Annotated in this window: 19 protein-coding genes and 1 riboswitch; of the genes, 6 read left to right on the top strand and 13 right to left on the bottom strand. The window is 38.5% G+C overall.

Annotated features, from left to right (window positions below; genetic code table 11):
* Positions 1-6: 6 nt before the first annotated feature.
* The 3 genes from ACZ43M_RS17730 to ACZ43M_RS17740 form a co-directional block, all read right to left on the bottom strand.
* The gene (locus tag ACZ43M_RS17730) at positions 7-975 is read right to left on the bottom strand and encodes a DMT family transporter (protein WP_464503852.1); all 969 of its coding nucleotides are present in this window, start codon (positions 973-975) and stop codon (positions 7-9) included.
* Positions 976-988: 13 nt separating this feature from the next.
* Positions 989-2,218: an MFS transporter gene (locus tag ACZ43M_RS17735; RefSeq protein WP_464503853.1), complete on the bottom strand. Its 1,230-nt coding sequence runs from the start codon at positions 2,216-2,218 to the stop codon at positions 989-991.
* 176 nt (positions 2,219-2,394) lie between these two features.
* Entirely contained in the window at positions 2,395-3,210 is an 816-nt protein-coding gene (locus tag ACZ43M_RS17740) for a YitT family protein (protein ID WP_464503854.1), read from the bottom strand.
* A 187-nt stretch (positions 3,211-3,397) separates the two neighbouring features.
* A riboswitch (Lysine riboswitch) is annotated at positions 3,398-3,587 on the top strand.
* Between the two features lie 97 nt (positions 3,588-3,684).
* Here ACZ43M_RS17740 and ACZ43M_RS17745 point away from each other — a divergent pair.
* Entirely contained in the window at positions 3,685-5,166 is a 1,482-nt protein-coding gene (locus tag ACZ43M_RS17745) for an amino acid permease (protein WP_464503855.1), read from the top strand.
* Positions 5,167-5,886: 720 nt separating this feature from the next.
* On the opposite strand, the gene ACZ43M_RS17750 is transcribed toward ACZ43M_RS17745, so the two are convergent.
* From ACZ43M_RS17750 to asnS, 4 genes are all read right to left on the bottom strand, one after another.
* Positions 5,887-6,156, bottom strand: coding sequence for a hypothetical protein (locus ACZ43M_RS17750; RefSeq protein WP_464503856.1), 270 nt, complete (start codon positions 6,154-6,156; stop codon positions 5,887-5,889).
* Between the two features lie 3 nt (positions 6,157-6,159).
* On the bottom strand, positions 6,160-6,549 hold the full coding sequence (locus tag ACZ43M_RS17755; protein ID WP_464503857.1) for an SHOCT-like domain-containing protein: 390 nt from the start codon (positions 6,547-6,549) through the stop codon (positions 6,160-6,162).
* A complete protein-coding gene (locus tag ACZ43M_RS17760; protein WP_464503858.1) occupies positions 6,550-6,921 on the bottom strand; it encodes a DUF2089 family protein in 372 nt (123 codons plus the stop codon). It abuts the gene before it with no gap.
* Between the two features lie 183 nt (positions 6,922-7,104).
* Positions 7,105-8,496, bottom strand: coding sequence for an asparagine--tRNA ligase (asnS, locus tag ACZ43M_RS17765; RefSeq protein ID WP_464503859.1), 1,392 nt, complete (start codon positions 8,494-8,496; stop codon positions 7,105-7,107).
* A 277-nt stretch (positions 8,497-8,773) separates the two neighbouring features.
* On the opposite strand from asnS, the gene ACZ43M_RS17770 reads away from it, so the two are divergent.
* Positions 8,774-9,004: a hypothetical protein gene (locus ACZ43M_RS17770; RefSeq protein WP_464503860.1), complete on the top strand. Its 231-nt coding sequence runs from the start codon at positions 8,774-8,776 to the stop codon at positions 9,002-9,004.
* A 247-nt stretch (positions 9,005-9,251) separates the two neighbouring features.
* Positions 9,252-9,386, top strand: coding sequence for a BA3454 family stress response protein (locus ACZ43M_RS17775; protein ID WP_464503861.1), 135 nt, complete (start codon positions 9,252-9,254; stop codon positions 9,384-9,386).
* Between the two features lie 51 nt (positions 9,387-9,437).
* On the opposite strand, the gene helD is transcribed toward ACZ43M_RS17775, so the two are convergent.
* Positions 9,438-11,762 carry an RNA polymerase recycling motor HelD gene (gene helD / locus ACZ43M_RS17780; protein WP_464503862.1) on the bottom strand — a complete coding sequence of 775 codons (2,325 nt, stop codon included), beginning with the start codon at positions 11,760-11,762 and terminating at the stop codon, positions 9,438-9,440.
* A 385-nt stretch (positions 11,763-12,147) separates the two neighbouring features.
* Between helD and ACZ43M_RS17785 the strand changes: the two genes are divergently transcribed.
* Complete coding sequence (locus tag ACZ43M_RS17785; RefSeq protein ID WP_464503863.1) at positions 12,148-12,678, top strand: YceI family protein; 531 nt, start codon at positions 12,148-12,150, stop codon at positions 12,676-12,678.
* Between the two features lie 50 nt (positions 12,679-12,728).
* Here the strand turns inward: ACZ43M_RS17785 and ACZ43M_RS17790 are convergent, their stop codons facing one another.
* The 4 genes from ACZ43M_RS17790 to ACZ43M_RS17805 form a co-directional block, all read right to left on the bottom strand.
* Positions 12,729-13,220 carry a L,D-transpeptidase family protein gene (locus ACZ43M_RS17790; RefSeq protein WP_464503864.1) on the bottom strand — a complete coding sequence of 164 codons (492 nt, stop codon included), beginning with the start codon at positions 13,218-13,220 and terminating at the stop codon, positions 12,729-12,731.
* 60 nt (positions 13,221-13,280) lie between these two features.
* Entirely contained in the window at positions 13,281-14,780 is a 1,500-nt protein-coding gene (locus tag ACZ43M_RS17795; protein WP_464503865.1) for an aminotransferase class V-fold PLP-dependent enzyme, read from the bottom strand.
* Between the two features lie 122 nt (positions 14,781-14,902).
* A complete protein-coding gene (locus tag ACZ43M_RS17800; protein ID WP_464503866.1) occupies positions 14,903-15,349 on the bottom strand; it encodes a hypothetical protein in 447 nt (148 codons plus the stop codon).
* A 1,419-nt stretch (positions 15,350-16,768) separates the two neighbouring features.
* A complete protein-coding gene (locus tag ACZ43M_RS17805) occupies positions 16,769-17,116 on the bottom strand; it encodes a hypothetical protein (RefSeq protein WP_464503867.1) in 348 nt (115 codons plus the stop codon).
* A 301-nt stretch (positions 17,117-17,417) separates the two neighbouring features.
* On the opposite strand from ACZ43M_RS17805, the gene ACZ43M_RS17810 reads away from it, so the two are divergent.
* Both ACZ43M_RS17810 and ACZ43M_RS17815 read left to right on the top strand, forming a co-directional pair.
* A complete protein-coding gene (locus tag ACZ43M_RS17810; protein WP_464503868.1) occupies positions 17,418-18,404 on the top strand; it encodes a MerR family transcriptional regulator in 987 nt (328 codons plus the stop codon).
* 63 nt (positions 18,405-18,467) lie between these two features.
* Positions 18,468-18,983: a MerR family transcriptional regulator gene (locus ACZ43M_RS17815; protein ID WP_464503869.1), complete on the top strand. Its 516-nt coding sequence runs from the start codon at positions 18,468-18,470 to the stop codon at positions 18,981-18,983.
* A gap of 69 nt (positions 18,984-19,052) precedes the next feature.
* On the opposite strand, the gene ACZ43M_RS17820 is transcribed toward ACZ43M_RS17815, so the two are convergent.
* Positions 19,053-19,520, bottom strand: a complete 468-nt coding sequence (locus tag ACZ43M_RS17820) for a GreA/GreB family elongation factor (RefSeq protein WP_464503870.1) — start codon at positions 19,518-19,520, stop codon at positions 19,053-19,055.
* Positions 19,521-19,537: the final 17 nt, after the last annotated feature.

Genomic DNA, 19,537 nt, shown 5'->3' on the forward strand with positions numbered 1-19,537 from the left:
TATTGATTATGCACTAACTTTCTTGTTTCTTGGCAGTGAGTTTTTATTGGTTATATAACTATGAAGGATCATCCCGCCCATAACTAATAGAATACCTGCCCAGGATACCGGGTCCGGTAATGCTGCTTTTAACAGCCATACCTCTCCTAGAAGTGCGAACAAAACTTCCATGGATTGAGTTGCTTCCACTGCTGCAAGCTTCTGCATATTCCCCCGAACAAGGTCGGTCGCTTGAAAAAATAAGACAGTCGCAATCACCCCTGAGGAAATTGCGACCAATCCTGATTGAAAGGCTTGATCCATGCTTGGTGTTCTCTTTGTCAGTAATCCGTAACAAGCTAACACCAGCCAAAAAGGCATACTGGCCAAAGTCATACCTAGAACCCGTTGAAAAACATCCAATCGCCCCCCGCAAAGGTCCATCATTTTTCGATTCCCCAGCGGGTAGGCAAAAGAAGCAATTACTACCGGTACGATTCCCAGGATAATCGCCAGCTTTGAAAGATTACCTGTTTGCTGAATCTGCATTAAAATTATTCCGAGCAGAATAATCAAAGACATGCCCAATCCTTTATATGGAATTTTCCCTCGTTTGGATATCTGTCCTGCTTTAGTCGTTACGGTTTCGTAAAAGAGCGGTGACAATAACGCACCAGAAATAATCGTAATTTGCCAGGTTGCGGCGATCAGCCAGCCTGGAGCATAAGCAGCCGAAAAACAAAGCGGGGCATAAAATAGGCCGAATCCAATGAAACTCCATAACACCCAATGTCCGGGATATTTTTTCATCTCTTTAAAAAGGGGTAATAGGTTTTTTCTCGCCAATACAATCACCAGCAGAAAAGGAATCATGAAAACATACCGTAACGTCGCACTCCAGATCCAACTTCCCCCTGCTAAATCCATGGACCTGTTCAAGATAAACGTAAATGCAAAAAAGAAGGCAGCAAAGATGCCCAAGATGATTGGCCTCATAATAATAGTCCTCTCATTCTCTAATTTTGTGCTTCACTTCTAGATTTCTTTTATTTACGAGGGCGACCATAAACGAACAGATAAACAAGATTGTTGCCGTCATAAATGTCGTTTGCACCCCAAATTGTTCGGTTATCCATCCCATGACAAGCGATGATATGCCAAAGGCTGCAAAAATTAGCGTTCCTCTCGCGGAGTAAACCTTAGCAAGCAGCCCGTCTCTTGCACTTTTTTGGAAAATCGTTGTTTCAGCAACATCCCGGGCCATTTGAGGCAAACCAAATAAAAATGACAGGAGCAGAGCCAGCCAAGGAATCGTTGTGATTCCGAATACAAAGGTAATCCCGATTAAACAAAAAGTTGACCATAGAATTGTTTTTCCTAGATTTTGTTCCAAGTGTTTTGAGAGACGATAAATGACAAAGCCGCCAAAAAGCATCCCTCCGAAAAACGCTCCATTAATAAACCCCCACCAATTTTCCTGTTTATTTAATGCTTCGGAAACATAAACAAACAATATCGCGGCAATCCAAACCCCGTTGGCAAATGTCTCAAGTATGTTCATATAACTAATTGTCCGGAGCTGCCTTGAGTTCCAAATCAGTCTCCAGCCCTCAATTAATAGTTCTGTTTGTGTTTGATTTCCACTGCTGCGTGATTGAGTAGTTGGCGGGGAGATTAGGATCATCAAAACAGTTGAAATCATGTACAGGAAAAAGGTAAGCCAAAGAATTCTTCCATAGCCGGCAGCCACCAAAAAAATACTTCCAATTGGCCAGGCAATCAACTGAATCACCTGGTCTGAAATCGATAATAAACTGTTGGTTTTTACTAGTATACTCTCCTTTACCAAACCGGGAACAAGCGCATTCCGTGCAGGGGTCGCCCAGCCATCCAAAAATGAAACCAGAGCGATGAGTAAATAGAGAAAAAATAACCCACTGGCTTCGAGAGTAACAACAAAAACACATAAAATCAGCAACAGAATTGTCTTCCCACATTGTGAAAAGACTAAAATCGACTTCAGACGGTACTTATTGATGATCAACGGGGCCAACAATCCGCTAACCAATCCCGAGAATGTGTTTATAAAAGGAACAAGGGCCATATAGGTAACAGAGCCAGTTGCATCAAAAATCATTTTTATCAAACAAACGATATATAATATATCTCCCAGATTGGCAAACATTTGTCCTACCCAAAGAAACCGGAACGATTTCTGTTTTCCGATAAAATTGGACATAATACCACCCTCACTTTTATTTAGTTTTTTATATTACTAAAAGTAAGGGGATTTTACATTGGACTGCCTCCATGGAATTTTTTCGATATCCTAAAGTATAACAGATTTCTGAATTGTTTGTTAATATTGAATTAGCTAAAAAAATTACCCTAGTGTGGGATTATTTTTTTAGAATATTATTGAGGACTTGGGCGATGAAATAACCCCATTACCTCAATCGTTTCGGTAATATTAACGAAAGCGGACGGATCCACTTCTTTGATTAGGTTTTTAACATCATTTAATTCGTATCTTGAAATGACTGTTATTAAAATATTACGATTCATATTCGAATAACCGCCGACACCATCCATGACCGTTAATCCACGGTACAAATTATTCAGTAAATGTTCTCTCATTTCCTGTCCTTTATCGGTAATTATCATTATGGTTAACTTCGTGTGGTCCGTATAGATCGCATCCACTACTTTACCAGTGACATAAATCGATACTAATGTATATAGAGCTGAATCCCAATTAAATATAAACCCGCTTATCACAATGACAACACCATTCATTCCTGACAGTAAATCACCGATAGGGAAGTCCTTACTCCTAGAAACAATCATCCCAATAATATCAAATCCACCAGTAGAACCTGAGCAGCGGAAAACGATCCCAACTCCGAGACCAGTTAATGCTCCTCCAAATATCGATGATAAAATCATGTCATTTGCTACGGGGAAAACCGGCACTATGTAAAGACCGAAGGAAATAATAATAACTGAAAAAATGGAGTTCATAATAAACTTTTTCCCAAGCATTTTATAACCAATTATTAATAAAGGGAGATTCAACAGAAAATTTGCCAATCCCGTATTTATTGGGGTAATTAATCCAATTAGCATCGAAATCCCACTTAGTCCACTGCTCAATACCTCATGTGGAATAAGAAAAAGGTTGAAACCGACTACTACAATGAGGGAGCCGATGATTAATCCAATAAGCCGCAACGCTTTCTCCTCCTGCCCGCCTGTAAAGCATTTCTTTTAAAAAATAATACCGATTCTCATTGATGATGTAAACTAGATAGTTTATTACAATAATAATCAATTATCTGCAAATTTTTCCATTGACTTTTCTACAATAACATTTATACTTTAGTAATGTATTAATTTAATAAAACAATCCTCATCAAACCGATGAGGTAGAGGTCGCGGTTTTTATAAGTAAAGCGGACGAGATGCAGAGACATCTTCGACTCCGTTTGAAAGGAAAAACTGCCGAAGTATGCTTTGGTCTCTGAAAAGGCATGCTGGGGCTGTTTCCGAACAGGAACAGAACTGTCATGTTTGGACTTACCATTCAAACATGTTGAGCTATCTTTCGGAAGGTATGATGTTGGGTATTAATCATGCCATCGAAGCTTCTCGATGGCATTTTTTATTCCAAACTCCTTCCAAATAATTCAAAAAGGAGTCAAAACGATGCAAACTGCTAGAGCATTAAAGGAAAACGTATATTCAGAAGATCTCACACCACAACAAAATAACAATGAATTAAGACGCAGCTTAAAATCTCGTCACTTAACGATGATTTCACTTGGCGGTACAATCGGAACCGGACTATTTTTGGCGAGTGGCGGTGCCATTCATACCGCTGGACCAGGTGGAGCGATTCTTTCCTATATGATTATTGGTGTCATGGTATACTTCTTAATGCAAGGTTTAGCGGAAATGGGCACTTATATGCCGGTAGCCGGCAGTTTTAGTACCTACGCTACTAAATTTGTCGACCCTAGCCTTGGATTTGCGTTAGGCTGGAATTATTGGTATAACTGGGCAATTACAATTGCTGCTGAACTTTCTGCCGTAACGATGATTATGAAATTTTGGTTTCCAGATTCTCCATCTTTATTATGGAGCAGTATCTTTTTAGCTATTATGTTTTTACTCAATTATCTTTCTGTAAAAGGTTTTGGCGAAGCGGAATATTGGTTTTCATTCATTAAGGTAATCACTGTTATTGTTTTTATTATTGCCGGTACCTTAATGATTTTTGGAATCATAGGTGACGAAGCAGTTGGATTTAAAAACTTTACGATAGGTGATGCCCCGTTCCACGGCGGCTTTATGACAATGTTAGGTATATTTATGGCAGCAGGATTTTCCTTCCAGGGAACTGAATTATTGGGGGTTGCTGCAGGGGAAACGGAAGATCCGAAAAAAGCCATTCCACGTGCTGTAAAGACTGTTTTCTGGCGTATTCTTTTGTTTTATATTTTAGCCATCGTGGTTATTAGTCTGTTAATTCCCTATACGAATGAAAACTTGGCCAACGGAGATGTGACACTAAGTCCATTTACGCTTGTTTTTCAAAAAGCAGGCATCGCTTTTGCAGCATCTGTCATGAATGCCGTAATTTTGACAGCTGTATTATCTGCCGGTAACTCTGGTATGTACGCTTCAACTAGAATGCTTTGGGATTTGGCACGCGCGGGCAAGGCACCAAAGTTTCTCGCTAAATTAAATAAGCGCGGCGTGCCGGTAAACGCCTTATTTGCCACATCATTGGTAGGCACACTTGCTTTTCTTGCTTCCTTATTTGGTGATGGAACTGTTTATGTCTGGCTCTTAAATGCATCAGGAATGTCCGGTTTTATCGCTTGGCTAGGAATTGCGGTTTGCCATTACCGTTTCCGCAGGGCCTATGTGGCACAAGGCAGGGATTTAAATAAATTACCTTACAGATCAAAACTTTTCCCATTTGGACCTCTCTTTGCTTTTGCAGTCTGTGCATTCGTTGTGTTAGGTCAAAATTATTCAGCATTTATGGGGGATCAAATTGATTGGAACGGAGTTCTCGTCTCCTATATCGGCTTGCCATTGTTCTTCATCGTCTGGCTTGGATATAAATTTACGAAGAAAACGAAGCTAATTCCATTAAAAGACTGTGATTTAAATAATTAATCATGATGAACAGCATGCAGAATATGCATGCTCAGGCTGTCGAGAAAAACTCTCGACGGCATTTTTTTGTATTATTTCTTTAACAATTCACCGCGTTAATTTGATATTTCATTATTAATAAACCCACTATTCGATGTGTCTGTTGATTTGCGCTCCACAAGAAAGACTTCGGCAGCATAAACACCGCACAACTATAAGCGGAGATTTTCCGGTTAAACTAAAGAATATAGCTCATTTCGTGGAATTTAAGCGGAGGTTTTCCGCCTAAGCTAAGAAAAATTGCTCATTTTCACGTTTTTCCGGTTAATAACCGGAATCCTTCCGCCTATTCAAGCTATTTTCAGTGCTAATTTCTAATTAAGAGGAATTTCTCCGCTTACTTATCAAACTCGCTTTAGCGTCTGATGAGCTCGAACAACAAAATAGTCCTTTTTATAAAATAAACAAGTGAGTTGGCTCTTCTAACCGCGGCTTGCCCAACACGAAAAAGATTACGATAAACTTATAAAGACCGGAAAAGGTGTGTTGCAATTCCTTAGGTTGATTATGTCCTGGCGGAAATCACCAGACCCATAGCAGGGACAATTTTAATGTAATCGGCTTTTCTATAAAAATAAAAAATTGCCGAGAAGTATACCCTTTCTCGACAATCTGGGCATGCAGAAATTGCATGCTGTTTTTTTACAAAAAAGAAGCATTACCGTTTTATCTGGTAATGCTTCAAAGCTTTACTGACACTTCTGTTCCATCCTTTAATCTAGTTTCCACCAGGGTAATTCCTTTGTGTTGTATTAAACTCTTAAGCAATGGCTTCAAATCGGTCCTGTCTATCTGGGGAAAGCTAAATTTTGCACCATCTTTTTCGATTGCTTTATTGATAACACCATTCATTTTTTTCGATGTAATGATCATACTGACCAGATTCAGGAATATATAGGGAACCGGAATACTGAACCGCTTATCTTTCATTTTTACTTTGACTTTTAACATGGTTTACTCAATCACCACAAAAACTTTATCGCCATTTGCCGAAGTAATATCGACAATTTGTCCGTCCAGCTCGTTTTCAATGGCTTCAATTAATAAATCCACATTAATATCCTTCACATACATTTCGGCCTGAGGTATTTTCTCGGCGATACTTGTTCCTACCTTTAGTACAGCTTTGACCAGATTGATCGGAAGGTTTACGTTGACGTTATCCCCTTCATGAGAAGTAACGCGAATTTTTAACATTTTATTGCCGTAAGGGATCTCTTCTTTAGCTAATGAGACTGACGGTTCTTCTTTTCCTTGCAGCACATTAATCAATTCTGTGGCCTTTTCCTTATCAATTTTGCCTTCCTCCACCAATGTTAATACACGTGAAATTTCATCCTTCATCTACACTTCCCCCTCTTTTAATAAAGTAATGGCCTCCTCGGCCGTGATTTCACCTTTTTCCAACATCGAGACGATTTTTTTCTTGTCAATTTCCTGTTTTTTTACTGTGGAATAACCCAAAGCTGATATAATGTCATCCAACTTTCCTCTTACTGTCGGGTAGGAAATACCTAATTCTTTTTCAACCTCCTTAATACTGCCGCGGCATTTAAGAAAAATTTCAATAAAATGAAGCTGTTCCTGACCAAGTGAAGCAAACTTAGATAATTCAAATTCATTTTCAATCGTCGTATGGCAATGCTTGCACTGGAGTTTAGTAATGGTAAGTTGTTTACTGCAAACGGGACAATTTGTAATTAATGGATATGCCATTTGGAACTCCTTTCCTAAGCTTACCCATATCATACCCTAATTGTTTAAGAATTGAAAGTAATAATTAATATTTTTTATATTTTATTATCAAAAAATTAATTTTATCAACTATGGAATTAATTATTTTTAAGAGCCAAATAAAAAAACAGACTCAAAAATACTGAGTCTGTTGAAATCAAACTTTTAAAATTCTGCATTTCCTGGTGTTCTAGGAAACGGAATGACATCTCTAATATTAGTCATGCCAGTTAAGTACATAATAAGGCGTTCAAAACCGATTCCATATCCTGAATGTTTCGTACCGCCGTATTTCCTCAATTCCAAGTACCACCAATAATCTTCTTCACTCATGCCCAATTCTTTAATCTTGCCAGCAAGAACTTCTTCCCGTTCTTCACGCTGACTGCCGCCGATAAGCTCCCCGATGCCAGGTACGAGCAAATCAGTTGCAGCAACAGTTTTGTTATCTTCATTTAATCGCATATAGAAGGCTTTAATTTCTTGCGGGTAATCCGTTACAAACACCGGTCTTTTGAACACATGTTCACATAAATACCGTTCATGCTCTGATTGCAAATCCAGCCCCCATTCAACTGGATAGGCAAAGTTTTCCCCTGATTCTTTTAGAAGATTAATGGCTTCTGTATAAGTTACACGGCCAAAATCTGCATTACGTGCATTATTTAAACGGTCCAATAAGCCTTTTTCAACAAAACTGTTAAAGAAACTCATTTCTTCAGGAGCCTGCTCGAGTACATAGTCAATAACATACTTGACCATATCTTCAGCAAGGTCCATAATATCAGGCAGCTCCGCGAAAGCAACTTCCGGTTCTATCATCCAAAACTCCGCTGCGTGCCTGGAAGTATTGGAGTTTTCCGCCCTAAATGTCGGTCCAAACGTATAGACATTACGGAAAGCCAAGGCAAAAGATTCAGCCGAAAGCTGGCCGCTAACAGTCAAATTCGTTTCTCTGCCGAAGAAGTCTTTTGTATCATCGGTTTTTCCTTCTTCATTCTTCGGAAGATTGTTCATATCAAGAGCGGTAACTCTAAACATTTCTCCCGCACCCTCGGTATCACTCCCAGTGATGATTGGAGAATGCACATAAACGAATCCACTATCCTGGAAAAATTTGTGAAGTGCATAAGCCGCAAGCGACCTTACTCTGAATACAGCTGCGAAGGTATTGGTTCTAGGTCGTAAATGGGCGATTGTCCTAAGGTATTCAAAAGAATGGCGCTTCTTTTGCAATGGATAATCGACGTTGGAAATTCCTTCGATGACAATACTTGTCGCTTTGATTTCAAACGGCTGCTTTGCATTTGGCGTGTGAATAAAATCGCCCTCTACTTTGATTGAAGAGCTGATTGGCAGCTTGGCAATTTCCTTATAGTTCTCCAATTTGTCTTCAAAAACAACTTGAACACTCTTGAAGAAGCTTCCGTCATTTAATTCAATAAAGCCAAACGTTTTTGAATCACGGATTGTACGAATCCAACCAGAAATTTGTACTTTTTGACCAATGAAGCTTTCGGTGTTTCTGTATAATTCCTTAATTAGGGTTACTTTCACCTGAGTTTCCTCCTATTTATGTATAAAAATTCACCAACAGGCGGCGGTTTATCGTTAAACAAAAAACCTCCCATCCCAGTTGGGACGAAAGGTAATTTCCCCTGTTGTTACCGTAAGTGTTTATCCCTTCCATATTATATAAAAATCAGCACAAATAAGCAATATTCAACAAAATTCCTTTATATCAACAATTTTCTGAAAAATAGAAGGAAAAATAAGATTGCCGTCGAATTGAATATAGTAATGTTCGATTCTTGGTAGATGAGGAGTGTTAGTTGTGGATAAAATCACTTGTATTTCCTATCTTCTGTACCATTCATCAAAGAATCAAGACATCAAAGAAAAAGCCATTCAATTGTTAAATGGCGATATATCTATTCGTGATTTAAAAAGAAATGTTTTGATACAAAACCATCTGGTCGTTGCGGAGTCCTTATTACGGCGAAATAACCTTGATAAAAATTTAGTGCAGCAATTTGCAGCAGAGTTTATGAACGTAGAAGTATGAAAGCTTCCGGGTATCGGAAGTTTTTTTATTAACAAATTTCTACAAAAAATCCCCCTTCCATTTTTCTGGGAGATCATGATATAATTTGAAAACCTCCTCAATTTTAACACATATTCTCCTTTACGAGCTTCATTTATCATTCTTCTTAACACCTTTGTCCCGCTGAAGATTTTTGTCATAAGAATAAGTTCGCGCGAATACTGTGAAACGTTGTGAAATTTTATTTATAGAAGAAAGGTGATTATTTATGGTACAGATTGAAGTAGCCATTACATTCGAAGGAATAAGTTATTGGACTAACGTGATTACTGATCGAAACACCTCCGATGAAGAAATTTTTCGACTTGCCTTCGAACAAGTTCAAAAACAATGGCAAAAATAATTCATTAATAAAGCTGCATTGAACACAGGATGCTCAATGCAGCTTTTTATTTTAGCGAAATATAAAGGTACTTTTTGGAACATGTTCCATTAATGGACTGATTCCATCCGTGGCAAACATATGAAGTTCGTGCATGGCACGAGTGCAGACAGTATAAAACAGCTTCCGTTCGCTTTCCGCACGATATTGCGAACTATCGTAAAGGATCACTGCGTCAAACTCGATTCCCTTTGCAAGATAAGATGGAATGACAAGAATTCCTTTCTCATAGGAAATTGTTCCTTTTTCAATTAAATGAAGTGAAACCTCTTGCCGGAGCGCCTGAAATGCTTGGATACTTTCCGCTGCAGTCCGGCAGATTACCGCTATCGTACGGTGGCCACGCGGCTTTAACTCATTAATTTTATTGAGTATCAATTCATTTAAGTTTGCCCTGTCCGTCTTAACAACTGTCGGTTTATCGCCGGAACGGTTAAAGGGCTCAATTTCATCGCCCCCCTCGACCAATTGCCTAGTAAATTCAACAATCTCTTTTGTTGAACGATAGGTTTTTGTCAAAACAAATGTTTCAATCTCTTTCTCTTCATTACCTGTTTCAGTTAATACTGTACCTGCACCGGTCGCACCGGAAAAAATCGCCTGATTAAAATCTCCTAGCAAAGTCATTTTGCTATAGGGAAACAATCTTTGGATAAATGCAAATTGAAACGGTGTATAGTCCTGAGCCTCGTCAATAAAAATATGGCGAATGGCTGTATTTGATTTTCGACCTTCAATCAAATCCTGTAAATATACATACGGTGTACAATCCTCATATGGAATGACCATTTCACTAATTTTTTCTACTGTTTGTTCGCAGATTTGTGCCCATTCAGAAGGCAAGTTGACTCCAGAGTTTTCTCCACTATTAAACAATTGCATATAAATTTGTGGCATATGAATAAATCGCAAGCCCTTTACAGCGGCAAACAATGGCTTAAATCTTTCTTTGACAACCATGTCAGCAAGAAGGAGTTGTTCCCGTTCAAAATCATCAAATGTATTATCGGAAAAATGTTTCTTCTGCTGAAGTTTCTTAAAGACTTCCAAATAATCCTCTTTCTCTAAATATTGGATTTCTTCTTCGACCCAGCTCCGCGTGCGTTCTCGTTTGACCCATTTCTTCAATTCTTTCAAAAGCCATTCCTGAACAAGTTGGATCCGATTTGGAATGGAGAATTTTTGATTAAGTGAATAAAAATATTTGTAAATTTCCCGATTGGAAATTAGAATATCTCCTCTAAATGTTAAATCCCTAAAAGCTAAACCGGAAAGGGATAATCCGGCAGCAAAGTCGTCAATGAAACTCTTAAAATCAAGGCTAGCCTTAAAACGAATCCCGTTAACTCTCGTTTCATAATCAACATCCCTTGGGGCACTTAACAAGTATTCAATTTGTGAGAATGGGTCTTCTACATCAAATTCTCTTGCCAATCTGTGATTCAAGTATTCCTGGAAGGTGGATTGCTGCATATTTTCCTCACCAAGTTCGGGCAATACCGTCGCCACATAGCTATTAAACAATGGGTTTGGGGAGAAAAGCATTATATTTTCTGATTTTAATGTCCCTCGATAGCGATATAAAAGGTAAGCGACTCGTTGAAGTGCCGCGGATGTTTTCCCGCTGCCAGCCACACCTTGTACGATAAGCAATTTACTTTTTTCATTGCGAATAATGGCATTTTGCTCACGTTGGATGGTTGCGACAATACTTTTCATTTGTGTGCTTGCATTATTCCCTAGCACTTCCTGGAGCATTTCATCGCCAATTGTGACTCCCGTATCAAACATTCCTTTAATTTCCGATGATCGGATAATAAATTGACGTTTTAATTCCATGTTCCCTTCTATGGTTCCTTCAAGTGTTTCATATTTCGCAGGTCCCGGAGGGTAATCATAATACAGGCTGGAAATGGGAGCGCGCCAATCGTAAATTAGAAAATTCTCATCGTGTTCATCCATTAAAGAAGCTATTCCAAGATAAACCTTATCTGTGGAGGTTTCTCCCTCTTCAAAAAAATCAATCCTGCCAAAGTAAGGTGAATTTTTTAATTTTTCCAAGGTTTTGAGCTGTTGACCGTGCTGCCGATGCGTCCGTTCTCGCTCGGATAGAAATTCTGACTGCTGTTTAATACTTGCGTATGTTTCAATAATATCGTCTGGTTCGTCTAAATTGACTGTTACATCCTCCCAGAAGGTTTTTCGAATCTCAAGGACATCAGCACCAACCTTCCCGGCATTGTGAGTAAGTTTATCTATTTTTTTATCGATCTCGACAACAACCGAATTCACCCGTTCCTGTTCCAATATCCAGTCCTTAGTTTGTAAATCGCTCATCCAACCACTCCCGAGAAAAAATTTGGTCTTACCTGTTGACAAATGCAAACCAAATATGTTAATGTTATTATAGGGATATTTTAAATAACTTAACATAAATGCGAGTGATACCAAATGTCATTTTATCATGCCCTAGCCGTATTTTCAAGAAGTTTCTTCCACGATTAGTAAACGCCGATTGGGCGTTTTTTTTATTGCCCTTTTCCCTCATTACCCGATAGTTACCCCTCTTATATTTTGCCAAGTGTGTATTTAAAAAAACAAAAAAAATAATTTATTAAAACAATTGACAATATGCTCGACTCCATACTATAATTTATCTCGAAGTTAGTTATTTCAAATTCAAGATAAATACATTCAAACTAAAAAGGGAGAGATTTTAATAATGACAAAAACTAAATGGGTATTGGATCCAGCACACAGCTCTGTAGACTTTTCTGTTCGCCACATGATGATTGCAAATGTAAAAGGTACTTTCCAAAACTTTACTGCGGAAATCGAAGCAGATCCTGCAGATTTAACAACAGCAAACATTGAATTTACTCTTGAAACTGCAAGCGTTGATACACGCAATAAAGATCGTGATGGCCACTTGGTATCTGCAGACTTTTTTGATGTTGAAAATCATCCAAAGATGACATTCAAAGCAACCAATATCGAAAAAACAGATGAAGGCGAGTATAATGTAACTGGTGATTTAACACTTCGTGGTGTTACAAAGCAAGAAACATTTGCAGTATCTTTTGAAGGTCAAGGAAAAGATCCATGGGGAAATGAAAAGGCCGGTTTCAGTGCAACAGGTACTCTTAACCGTTCTGATTATGGCTTGGTATGGAATGCAGCCCTTGAAACAGGCGGCGTACTCGTTGGTGATAAAGTAAAAATCAACCTGCAAATTCAAGCAGCAAAAGCATAATTTATTTCTAATTAAAAAGAGGCTGAATCCTATATGTCAGCCTCTTTTTCTTATGGTTGAATCATTACCCTTGTTCCATTCGGCACCATGTCCGCAAGCTGTATCACATCGCGATTGTACATTCTAATACATCCGTGGGAAACGGCCTTGCCAATTGAACTTGGATCATTTGTCCCATGGATACCGTAGCCTTGTTTCGAAAGCGACATCCACAACACACCAAACGGTCCACCGGGATTATACTGTCGATTCACAATCACAAAGTCACCAATCGGGGTCGTGGTTAACATCTTACCCACTGCAATCGGAAAAATTTTCATAAGCTTATCATGATGGTAAAGAGATAGTCTTCTTTTGCTGACTGATACTACAATCCGATATGGAATGGTACTAGGTTCTGGAAGTCCGGGAATTTGGATTCTCTGTCCTATGTGTAAATATTGACCGATTCCGGGGTTAGCAGCTTGAAGGCGTTGGAGACTAACCCGATAATCCCTAGATATAGAATGAAGTGATTCCCCGGATTTTACAATATGAAGCATGGTGGGTCCTCCCTTTTTTCACTATCATATGCCATGACAAGTCAATCTCGTGCGTTTATTTCATAGATCAAACAGCGGCGATAGGTCCTCCCTGGTAAAATCTCTATAGAAGTAGTCATTGCTGGGAGCATCATAAACATAATCCTTTTTCCATTGTGGGATATTTCGTGTTATTTCCATGATTGCTTTTACAAATAAGTGAATTTCTTCATTTGTCATGGTTGGATGCACCGAAAAGCGAACCCAGCCCGGTTTGGCCGACAAATCCCCCTTGTTTATTTTATTCGTTATTTTCTTGGAGTCGGTTTTATCAATGTTAAATAAATAGTGCCCATATGTTCCGGCACAGGAACACCCGCCCCTGACTTGAATGCCAAACCGGTCATTAAGCAACCGGACAATTAAATTGTAATGAATATCCTCAATATAAAAGGAAACAATTCCGATACGGTCCTTTCTGTGTCCCTCCAATATATGAAGCCCTGGAACTTCCTCTAATTTGGTCAGTAATAAAGTTAACTGTTCCTTTTCCCTATTTAGAATATTATCGATGCCCATTTTTTCTTTTAAATTTATGCATAAAGCCGTTCGGATTGCCTGAAGAATTCCTGGTGTCCCGCCGTCTTCCTTAAGCTCAATTTCCTTATAATACTGATGTTCTCCCCACGGATTTGTCCAAGTAACAGTACCGCCTCCTGGATGGTCAGGTATCCTGTTTCCATATAATCTTGAATCAAAGACTAACACCCCGCTCGTTCCCGGCCCTCCTAAAAACTTATGAGGAGAGAAGAAAATAGCATCTAATTTTTCTAAGGGGTCTTTGGGATGCATATCGATTTTGACATATGGGGCAGATGCAGCAAAATCAACAAAGCAAAGACCGCCATGCTGATGCATAATTTTAGCCAATTTATGATAGGGTGTTTGGATGCCGGTTACATTTGAACAAGCCGTAAAGGAACCAATTTTCAACCTTCTGTTTTTGTATTTCTGTAAAAGTTGTTTTAAATGGTTTATATTGACTCCACCATGCATTGCTGGTTTGACAATTACCACTTCCGCTATTGTTTCAAGCCATGTTGTTTGATTCGAATGATGCTCCATATGCGAAAGAAACACGATGGGTTTTTCACTACTAGGTAGTTTAATCCGATTCCTCCATTGCTCGACTACTCTTAATCCCAAGATTCTTTGAAACTTATTTATAACGGATGTCGTCCCAAAGCCATCAAGAATGACAACATCATGCCGACCAGCATTAACATGGTTCTTAATAATTTTTTTCGATTGATTATACATCGCTGTCATCTTTAAGCTCGTGATGTTTGATTCTGTATGAGTATTGGCCATATAGGGACCAAATACCTCCGAGATTTTTTGTTCAATCGGTCTGTAAAGACGGCCGCTGGCAGTCCAATCAGCGTACATGATTTTTTTTATTCCATAGGGTGACTGAAACTCTTCATTAATCCCGATTATTTGATCACGATATTCTTGAAAGTACTTCTCAAGGTTGTCGGGTATTCGGAATGTCCTGGTTCCCAATTTTGCGGTGATCATCTATTACCACCTCTCAAGCTGTGTCTTTGCTACATAATATATGCCCCAAACTTTTTGGGTGGGAACATTTATTTCAAACATAAAAAAAAGGCATTCCATTATAATAGAAGCCTCACTGTACTTTAATTAAAAAATTGGATACTGAAATCAGCTGATATAGCTTTTTCCAACTTGTGCAAATCCGCTTTTTCTATACTCCCTTTTTCAGCCTTCTCTTGTACCTCTTGAAGAATTTCTTCACGTTGCTTTAAGTTTTTAGCAGCAATGTCTTTTATTTCCCCTCCCATCACAGGCACTTCTAATTCTTTGAACTCATTGATAACACCCATAATCTGTTCGATTTGAAGGGCCAATTTTTTCTGATCTCTTGAGCTGATTGTATTTTTATCGCCTAATTGCTTTACAAATACTAATGCACTATCTAATTCCCGCTGAAGTTCTTCTCCCTTTGCTACAAGCAGGTCAGCTTTTGTGTCAAGCTCATTGGAGGTGGTTAGCTGTACGGAACAGCCTGTCGTCGTTAAGAATGCCAATAAAACCGCCATTATTACTATCATTTTTTTCATCATTATCCCATCCTTTAATTATATTTGTGCTGTTAAGCACCATTTCGTATCTAATCTTTATTCTAATCAGCAATATTTTCTTTTTTATTAACCAAATCTTACAAAAACCTTAAGATGTTTCTTTATAAAAAAAATCTTAAGCACTGGTTGATTAGGCTCCGGCTATTGAAAAACTTCGTATCCTTTTTATTCAATTATTAATTCACAGCTATAATAGTGTAGGCTATGCCACTTGTCTGTTGATTGACGCTCCAGGCACTTCGCTTTCCGCGGGCGTCCCGGGGAGCCTCCTTGGCGCTGAAGCGCCTGCGGGGTCTCCCCTGTCCCGTACTCCCGCAGGAGTCTACGTGCCTTCCGCGCCAATCAACAGAGCCTTAAATAAATAGGGATTATCCACACAAAATCTATACACTCGTTATAGGATTTCCTTTCTATATTTCTATAAAAAACAAGGAAATGAATTTTTAGGAACCTTCCTATGACATTTTTCAAGAAACACTCTTATAACACTTGTTATGAAAACACCTTTTATGACGTGTTTGAAGAAAAAAGCTAAGAAGGCATGTCATGAATACGCATCTCACGACATGTTTAAAGATTTTTATCTCAAACATGTCATTAAAGGTGGTCTCATGACGCGAATGCCTAAACTTTTATCTCAAACATGTCATGAAAGGTAGTCTCATGACGTGTTTGGCTGAACTTTTATCTCAGAGATGTCATGAAAGGTGGTCTCATGACGCGAATGCCTGAACTTTTATCTCAAACATGTCATGAAAGGTAGTCTCATGACGCGAATGCCTGAATTTTTATCTCAGAGATGTCATGAAAGGTAGTATCATGACGCAAATATCTGAACTTTTAAGTCAGAGATGTCATGAAAGGTGGTCACATGACGCGAATGCCTGAACTTTTATCTCAAACATGTCATGAAAGGTAGTCTAATGACGTGTTTGGCTAAACTTTTGATTAATACAGGTCGTAAAAGCGCTTCTCATGACGTGTTTTAAAAAAAAATCTAAGGATACAGGTCATGAATACTCCTCTCATGACGTGTTTAAGAAAAAATCTAAAGAATTATGTCATGAAAACTGCTAATCACGGATCTAGGAAAGTGTCGATCGTGCAATAAAGTGTGTTGCAATTCCTTAATTTGATTCCCCCTGTTGATGGAGCGGAAGGTGCGAAGACTCCTGCGGGAGTACGGGTCAGGGGAGACCCCGCAGGCGCTTCAGCGCCAAGGAGGCTCCCCGGCACGCCCGCGGAAAGCGAAGCACCTGGAGCGGAAATCAACAGGCCCAATAGCAGGAACAAAAACAATCAGAAAAAGATAATATTACTGAAAAAAATCCCCTATTAGGGATATCTGTTATTTTCACATAAAAAAACAGCCTAATCCTTTGTCGATTAGGCTGTTTTTGATTAATAGGTTGTGACTCTTGCCGATTCTTTTCGAGTAACTTCATCAATCTTCTGAGTAAACATTTGAAAAACTCGTTTTTTCTCCTCGAGGTCACGTATGTATTCCTTTAGCTGGTTATAACTTTCCTCAAATGGCTTATGGTACATTTCACGAATTTTTTCAATGATTTCTTCATTTACTGTCGATTGGATTACCTGTTTGGTGATGCCGTATTTATAAGAATAAACTTTCAATTCCTGGGCAACTTCTTCATATTCTGTTTCAATTTCTTCAAGCACCTGCAAAATGTCTTCTTTCCATTCGTCTAACGATTTCTGCAGATAGGATTTGACCATTGTTTCTTCCATGTTTACACCTGCCCTATACACTTATTAATCTATTATAGCGACATTAGTTTACACAAAAGTTTCGGACAAGTTACAATCCTTTATCAGGGACAAAAATTTAGGCTGGCGTTAGTCTCCTTTCTTGTGACCATTCGCTAATTTTCGGTAAAAACGCTGTTTTATTAAAGAATAATGTTGTTATTCCGTGATATCAGTCTTGTTTTGATAGCTTTTGTCAGCAAGCAGGAAAAACACCTATAAAGTGGTGAATATGTAAGGTAATGCGAATTATTTCCGAGATAAATAGAAAGGAATGATTTTTTTGAAGACTTATACATTAAGAGAAGCTGCTAAAAAAATTAATATCGCTCCCGGTATAATCCGTCAATGGGAAAAGGATTTTAACGGGCTGCTTGAGATTCCACGTTCCAAACAAGGGGCAAGAATTTATTCATCCCTGGAAATAGATCAACTATTGGAAATAAAGGACCTGTATTCAAACAGAGCAAGCAAAGAAAAGGTCCGTGAATTTTTGCAAAAAAAACAGACCCCTGCTTCACCTATTGAGGACAAACAGTTTGAGGATGTTGAAACTCATCCAAGCACAGCTCCTTCTACATCAACTATTGAGAACAAAGAGTATGATGATGTTGAAATACACCCAAGTGGATCTCCTTCTACATCAAGTGTTACTGAGGTTTCGCTTGAGATTGTGGATGAACCCCTTGCCACAGTTTCAACAAATGAAGACAGCTTGGCAAATGTCAGTCAATTTTTCGAAGCATTAGATACGTACAAAATGACATTTTTACATGAAGTTAAAGAAGAAATCAGAACGGTTGTCAGGAAGGAAGTAATCGATGAGGTAAAAAAAGAAGTATCAAAGGGCACTTTGTTAACTGTCAAATCACTCTCTGACTCAATCTATAAATCTGGCGCCAATACAAAGGCAGAACTTGAGGAATTAAACGATACACTTAAAAAATCAACAGTTGACACCAATGACAAATTACGGTACCTGGCCAACAATATCAAAAACGTTTCAATTGAAACTGCCGATGAAATTTATTCTCTCTCAAAGCAGTTAAATGAAAATTCCAATAAACTTACCTCCTATATTGATAACACTAATAGCGAAATCATCCAATTGACGGATTCAATTTCAAAAGAACGTGAACTTTTCATGGAGGAGCGAGAAGAGTACCGGCATGATGTCCGACAAAGAGAGGCTGCATTTCGTGATATGCTTACCAACTTTCGAGATGCTGCAGCAGCAAAAGAAAAAAAATGGTGGCAATTCTGGAATTAACCTTGTGATAATTGTTGATACCACTAGAGTTCACGGCTATTTTCCTTTAGGAGGGGCTTATTTATGAATTCAGCTGAAGTAGCAAAGTTATTAGGTGTCTCTATAAGCACTATACAACGGTGGGTAAAGCAGCTAAATTTGCCAATGGAGCGGAATGAGCGTGGGCATTATTTCTTCAAAAATGAAGACATACAATTATTGAAAGAAATACACGAAAGATTGCAAAGCGGAGCGTTACTACAAGATATTAGCCCTGTAAAGGAAACAAAACCTTTACGAAAAGCGGTTGTTAAAACAGTTGAAAGTTCAATAGAAATTAAAGGACTGCAGCAAAAGATGAAAAAATTAGAGATTAGTGTCAATTCCAAAGCAGATTCTGTTGTATCTTATCAATTGTTGCAGCATCGGCGGGAAATCGAAGAACTCCAGGAGAATATCAAAGAATTAACGAATCTGGTTGAAAAACTTCAAACTGAATTAGCAAAAACAAAAACCACTGAGGAAAAGCCGTACGTGTTGGGTGATGGAAAGGTAAAAAGAAAGAAGAAAAATATTGTGAGTTCCTTTTTTAGTTTTTAAACAGGAAGACCGAACGCCATTTGAGCGTTCGGTCTTATTAGATTTGCGTTAGAGCGCTTACATGTGGATTTACGCCTCTTTTGATTTTCTATCCGTTTCAAATTGATGTCCTATATACGAAATTTCCTTTATGGTTACCCGCAGCTCACCAGTCGGTATTTTTAATGAAATCTGGTCACCAATCCCTTTCAATAACAATTGACGGCCAACCGGGGATAAAAACGAAATGAACCCATGATCCGGATCCGAATTCTCTGGAAAACAGATAACATAATCCTCCGTTTCACCATCTTCATCATATAAGACAGTTACCTTCGTTCCGATAAAGACTTTTGGTATTCTTGTAATGAAACCTGCTTGAGGATTTTGTTTAATAAACTCTTCAAGTTCCAATACATACACGCTAAAAAAGTGCTTTAACCGTTCATGCAAAGGGGTTGATGATAGATATAGGCTTGTTAAATCCTTTATATTTTCATCAATATATACTAACTGCTCAACGAAAAAATCCTTATTGGCACGTGGACTATGGTTCATAGTAGATAGCCTCCATG

The sequence above is a fragment of the Neobacillus sp. B24 genome, assembly GCF_055381825.1.

Coding starts and splice junctions, on each gene's coding strand:
- ACZ43M_RS17730 (WP_464503852.1), bottom strand. CDS start 975: ATGAGGCCAATCATCTTGGGCATCTTTGCTGCCTTCTTTTTTGCATTT.
- ACZ43M_RS17735 (WP_464503853.1), bottom strand. CDS start 2,218: ATGTCCAATTTTATCGGAAAACAGAAATCGTTCCGGTTTCTTTGGGTA.
- ACZ43M_RS17745 (WP_464503855.1), top strand. CDS start 3,685: ATGCAAACTGCTAGAGCATTAAAGGAAAACGTATATTCAGAAGATCTC.
- ACZ43M_RS17750 (WP_464503856.1), bottom strand. CDS start 6,156: ATGTTAAAAGTCAAAGTAAAAATGAAAGATAAGCGGTTCAGTATTCCG.
- ACZ43M_RS17755 (WP_464503857.1), bottom strand. CDS start 6,549: ATGAAGGATGAAATTTCACGTGTATTAACATTGGTGGAGGAAGGCAAA.
- ACZ43M_RS17760 (WP_464503858.1), bottom strand. CDS start 6,921: ATGGCATATCCATTAATTACAAATTGTCCCGTTTGCAGTAAACAACTT.
- ACZ43M_RS17775 (WP_464503861.1), top strand. CDS start 9,252: ATGGTACAGATTGAAGTAGCCATTACATTCGAAGGAATAAGTTATTGG.
- helD (WP_464503862.1), bottom strand. CDS start 11,762: ATGAGCGATTTACAAACTAAGGACTGGATATTGGAACAGGAACGGGTG.
- ACZ43M_RS17785 (WP_464503863.1), top strand. CDS start 12,148: ATGACAAAAACTAAATGGGTATTGGATCCAGCACACAGCTCTGTAGAC.
- ACZ43M_RS17790 (WP_464503864.1), bottom strand. CDS start 13,220: ATGCTTCATATTGTAAAATCCGGGGAATCACTTCATTCTATATCTAGG.
- ACZ43M_RS17795 (WP_464503865.1), bottom strand. CDS start 14,780: ATGATCACCGCAAAATTGGGAACCAGGACATTCCGAATACCCGACAAC.
- ACZ43M_RS17800 (WP_464503866.1), bottom strand. CDS start 15,349: ATGATGAAAAAAATGATAGTAATAATGGCGGTTTTATTGGCATTCTTA.
- ACZ43M_RS17805 (WP_464503867.1), bottom strand. CDS start 17,116: ATGGAAGAAACAATGGTCAAATCCTATCTGCAGAAATCGTTAGACGAA.
- ACZ43M_RS17815 (WP_464503869.1), top strand. CDS start 18,468: ATGAATTCAGCTGAAGTAGCAAAGTTATTAGGTGTCTCTATAAGCACT.
- ACZ43M_RS17820 (WP_464503870.1), bottom strand. CDS start 19,520: ATGAACCATAGTCCACGTGCCAATAAGGATTTTTTCGTTGAGCAGTTA.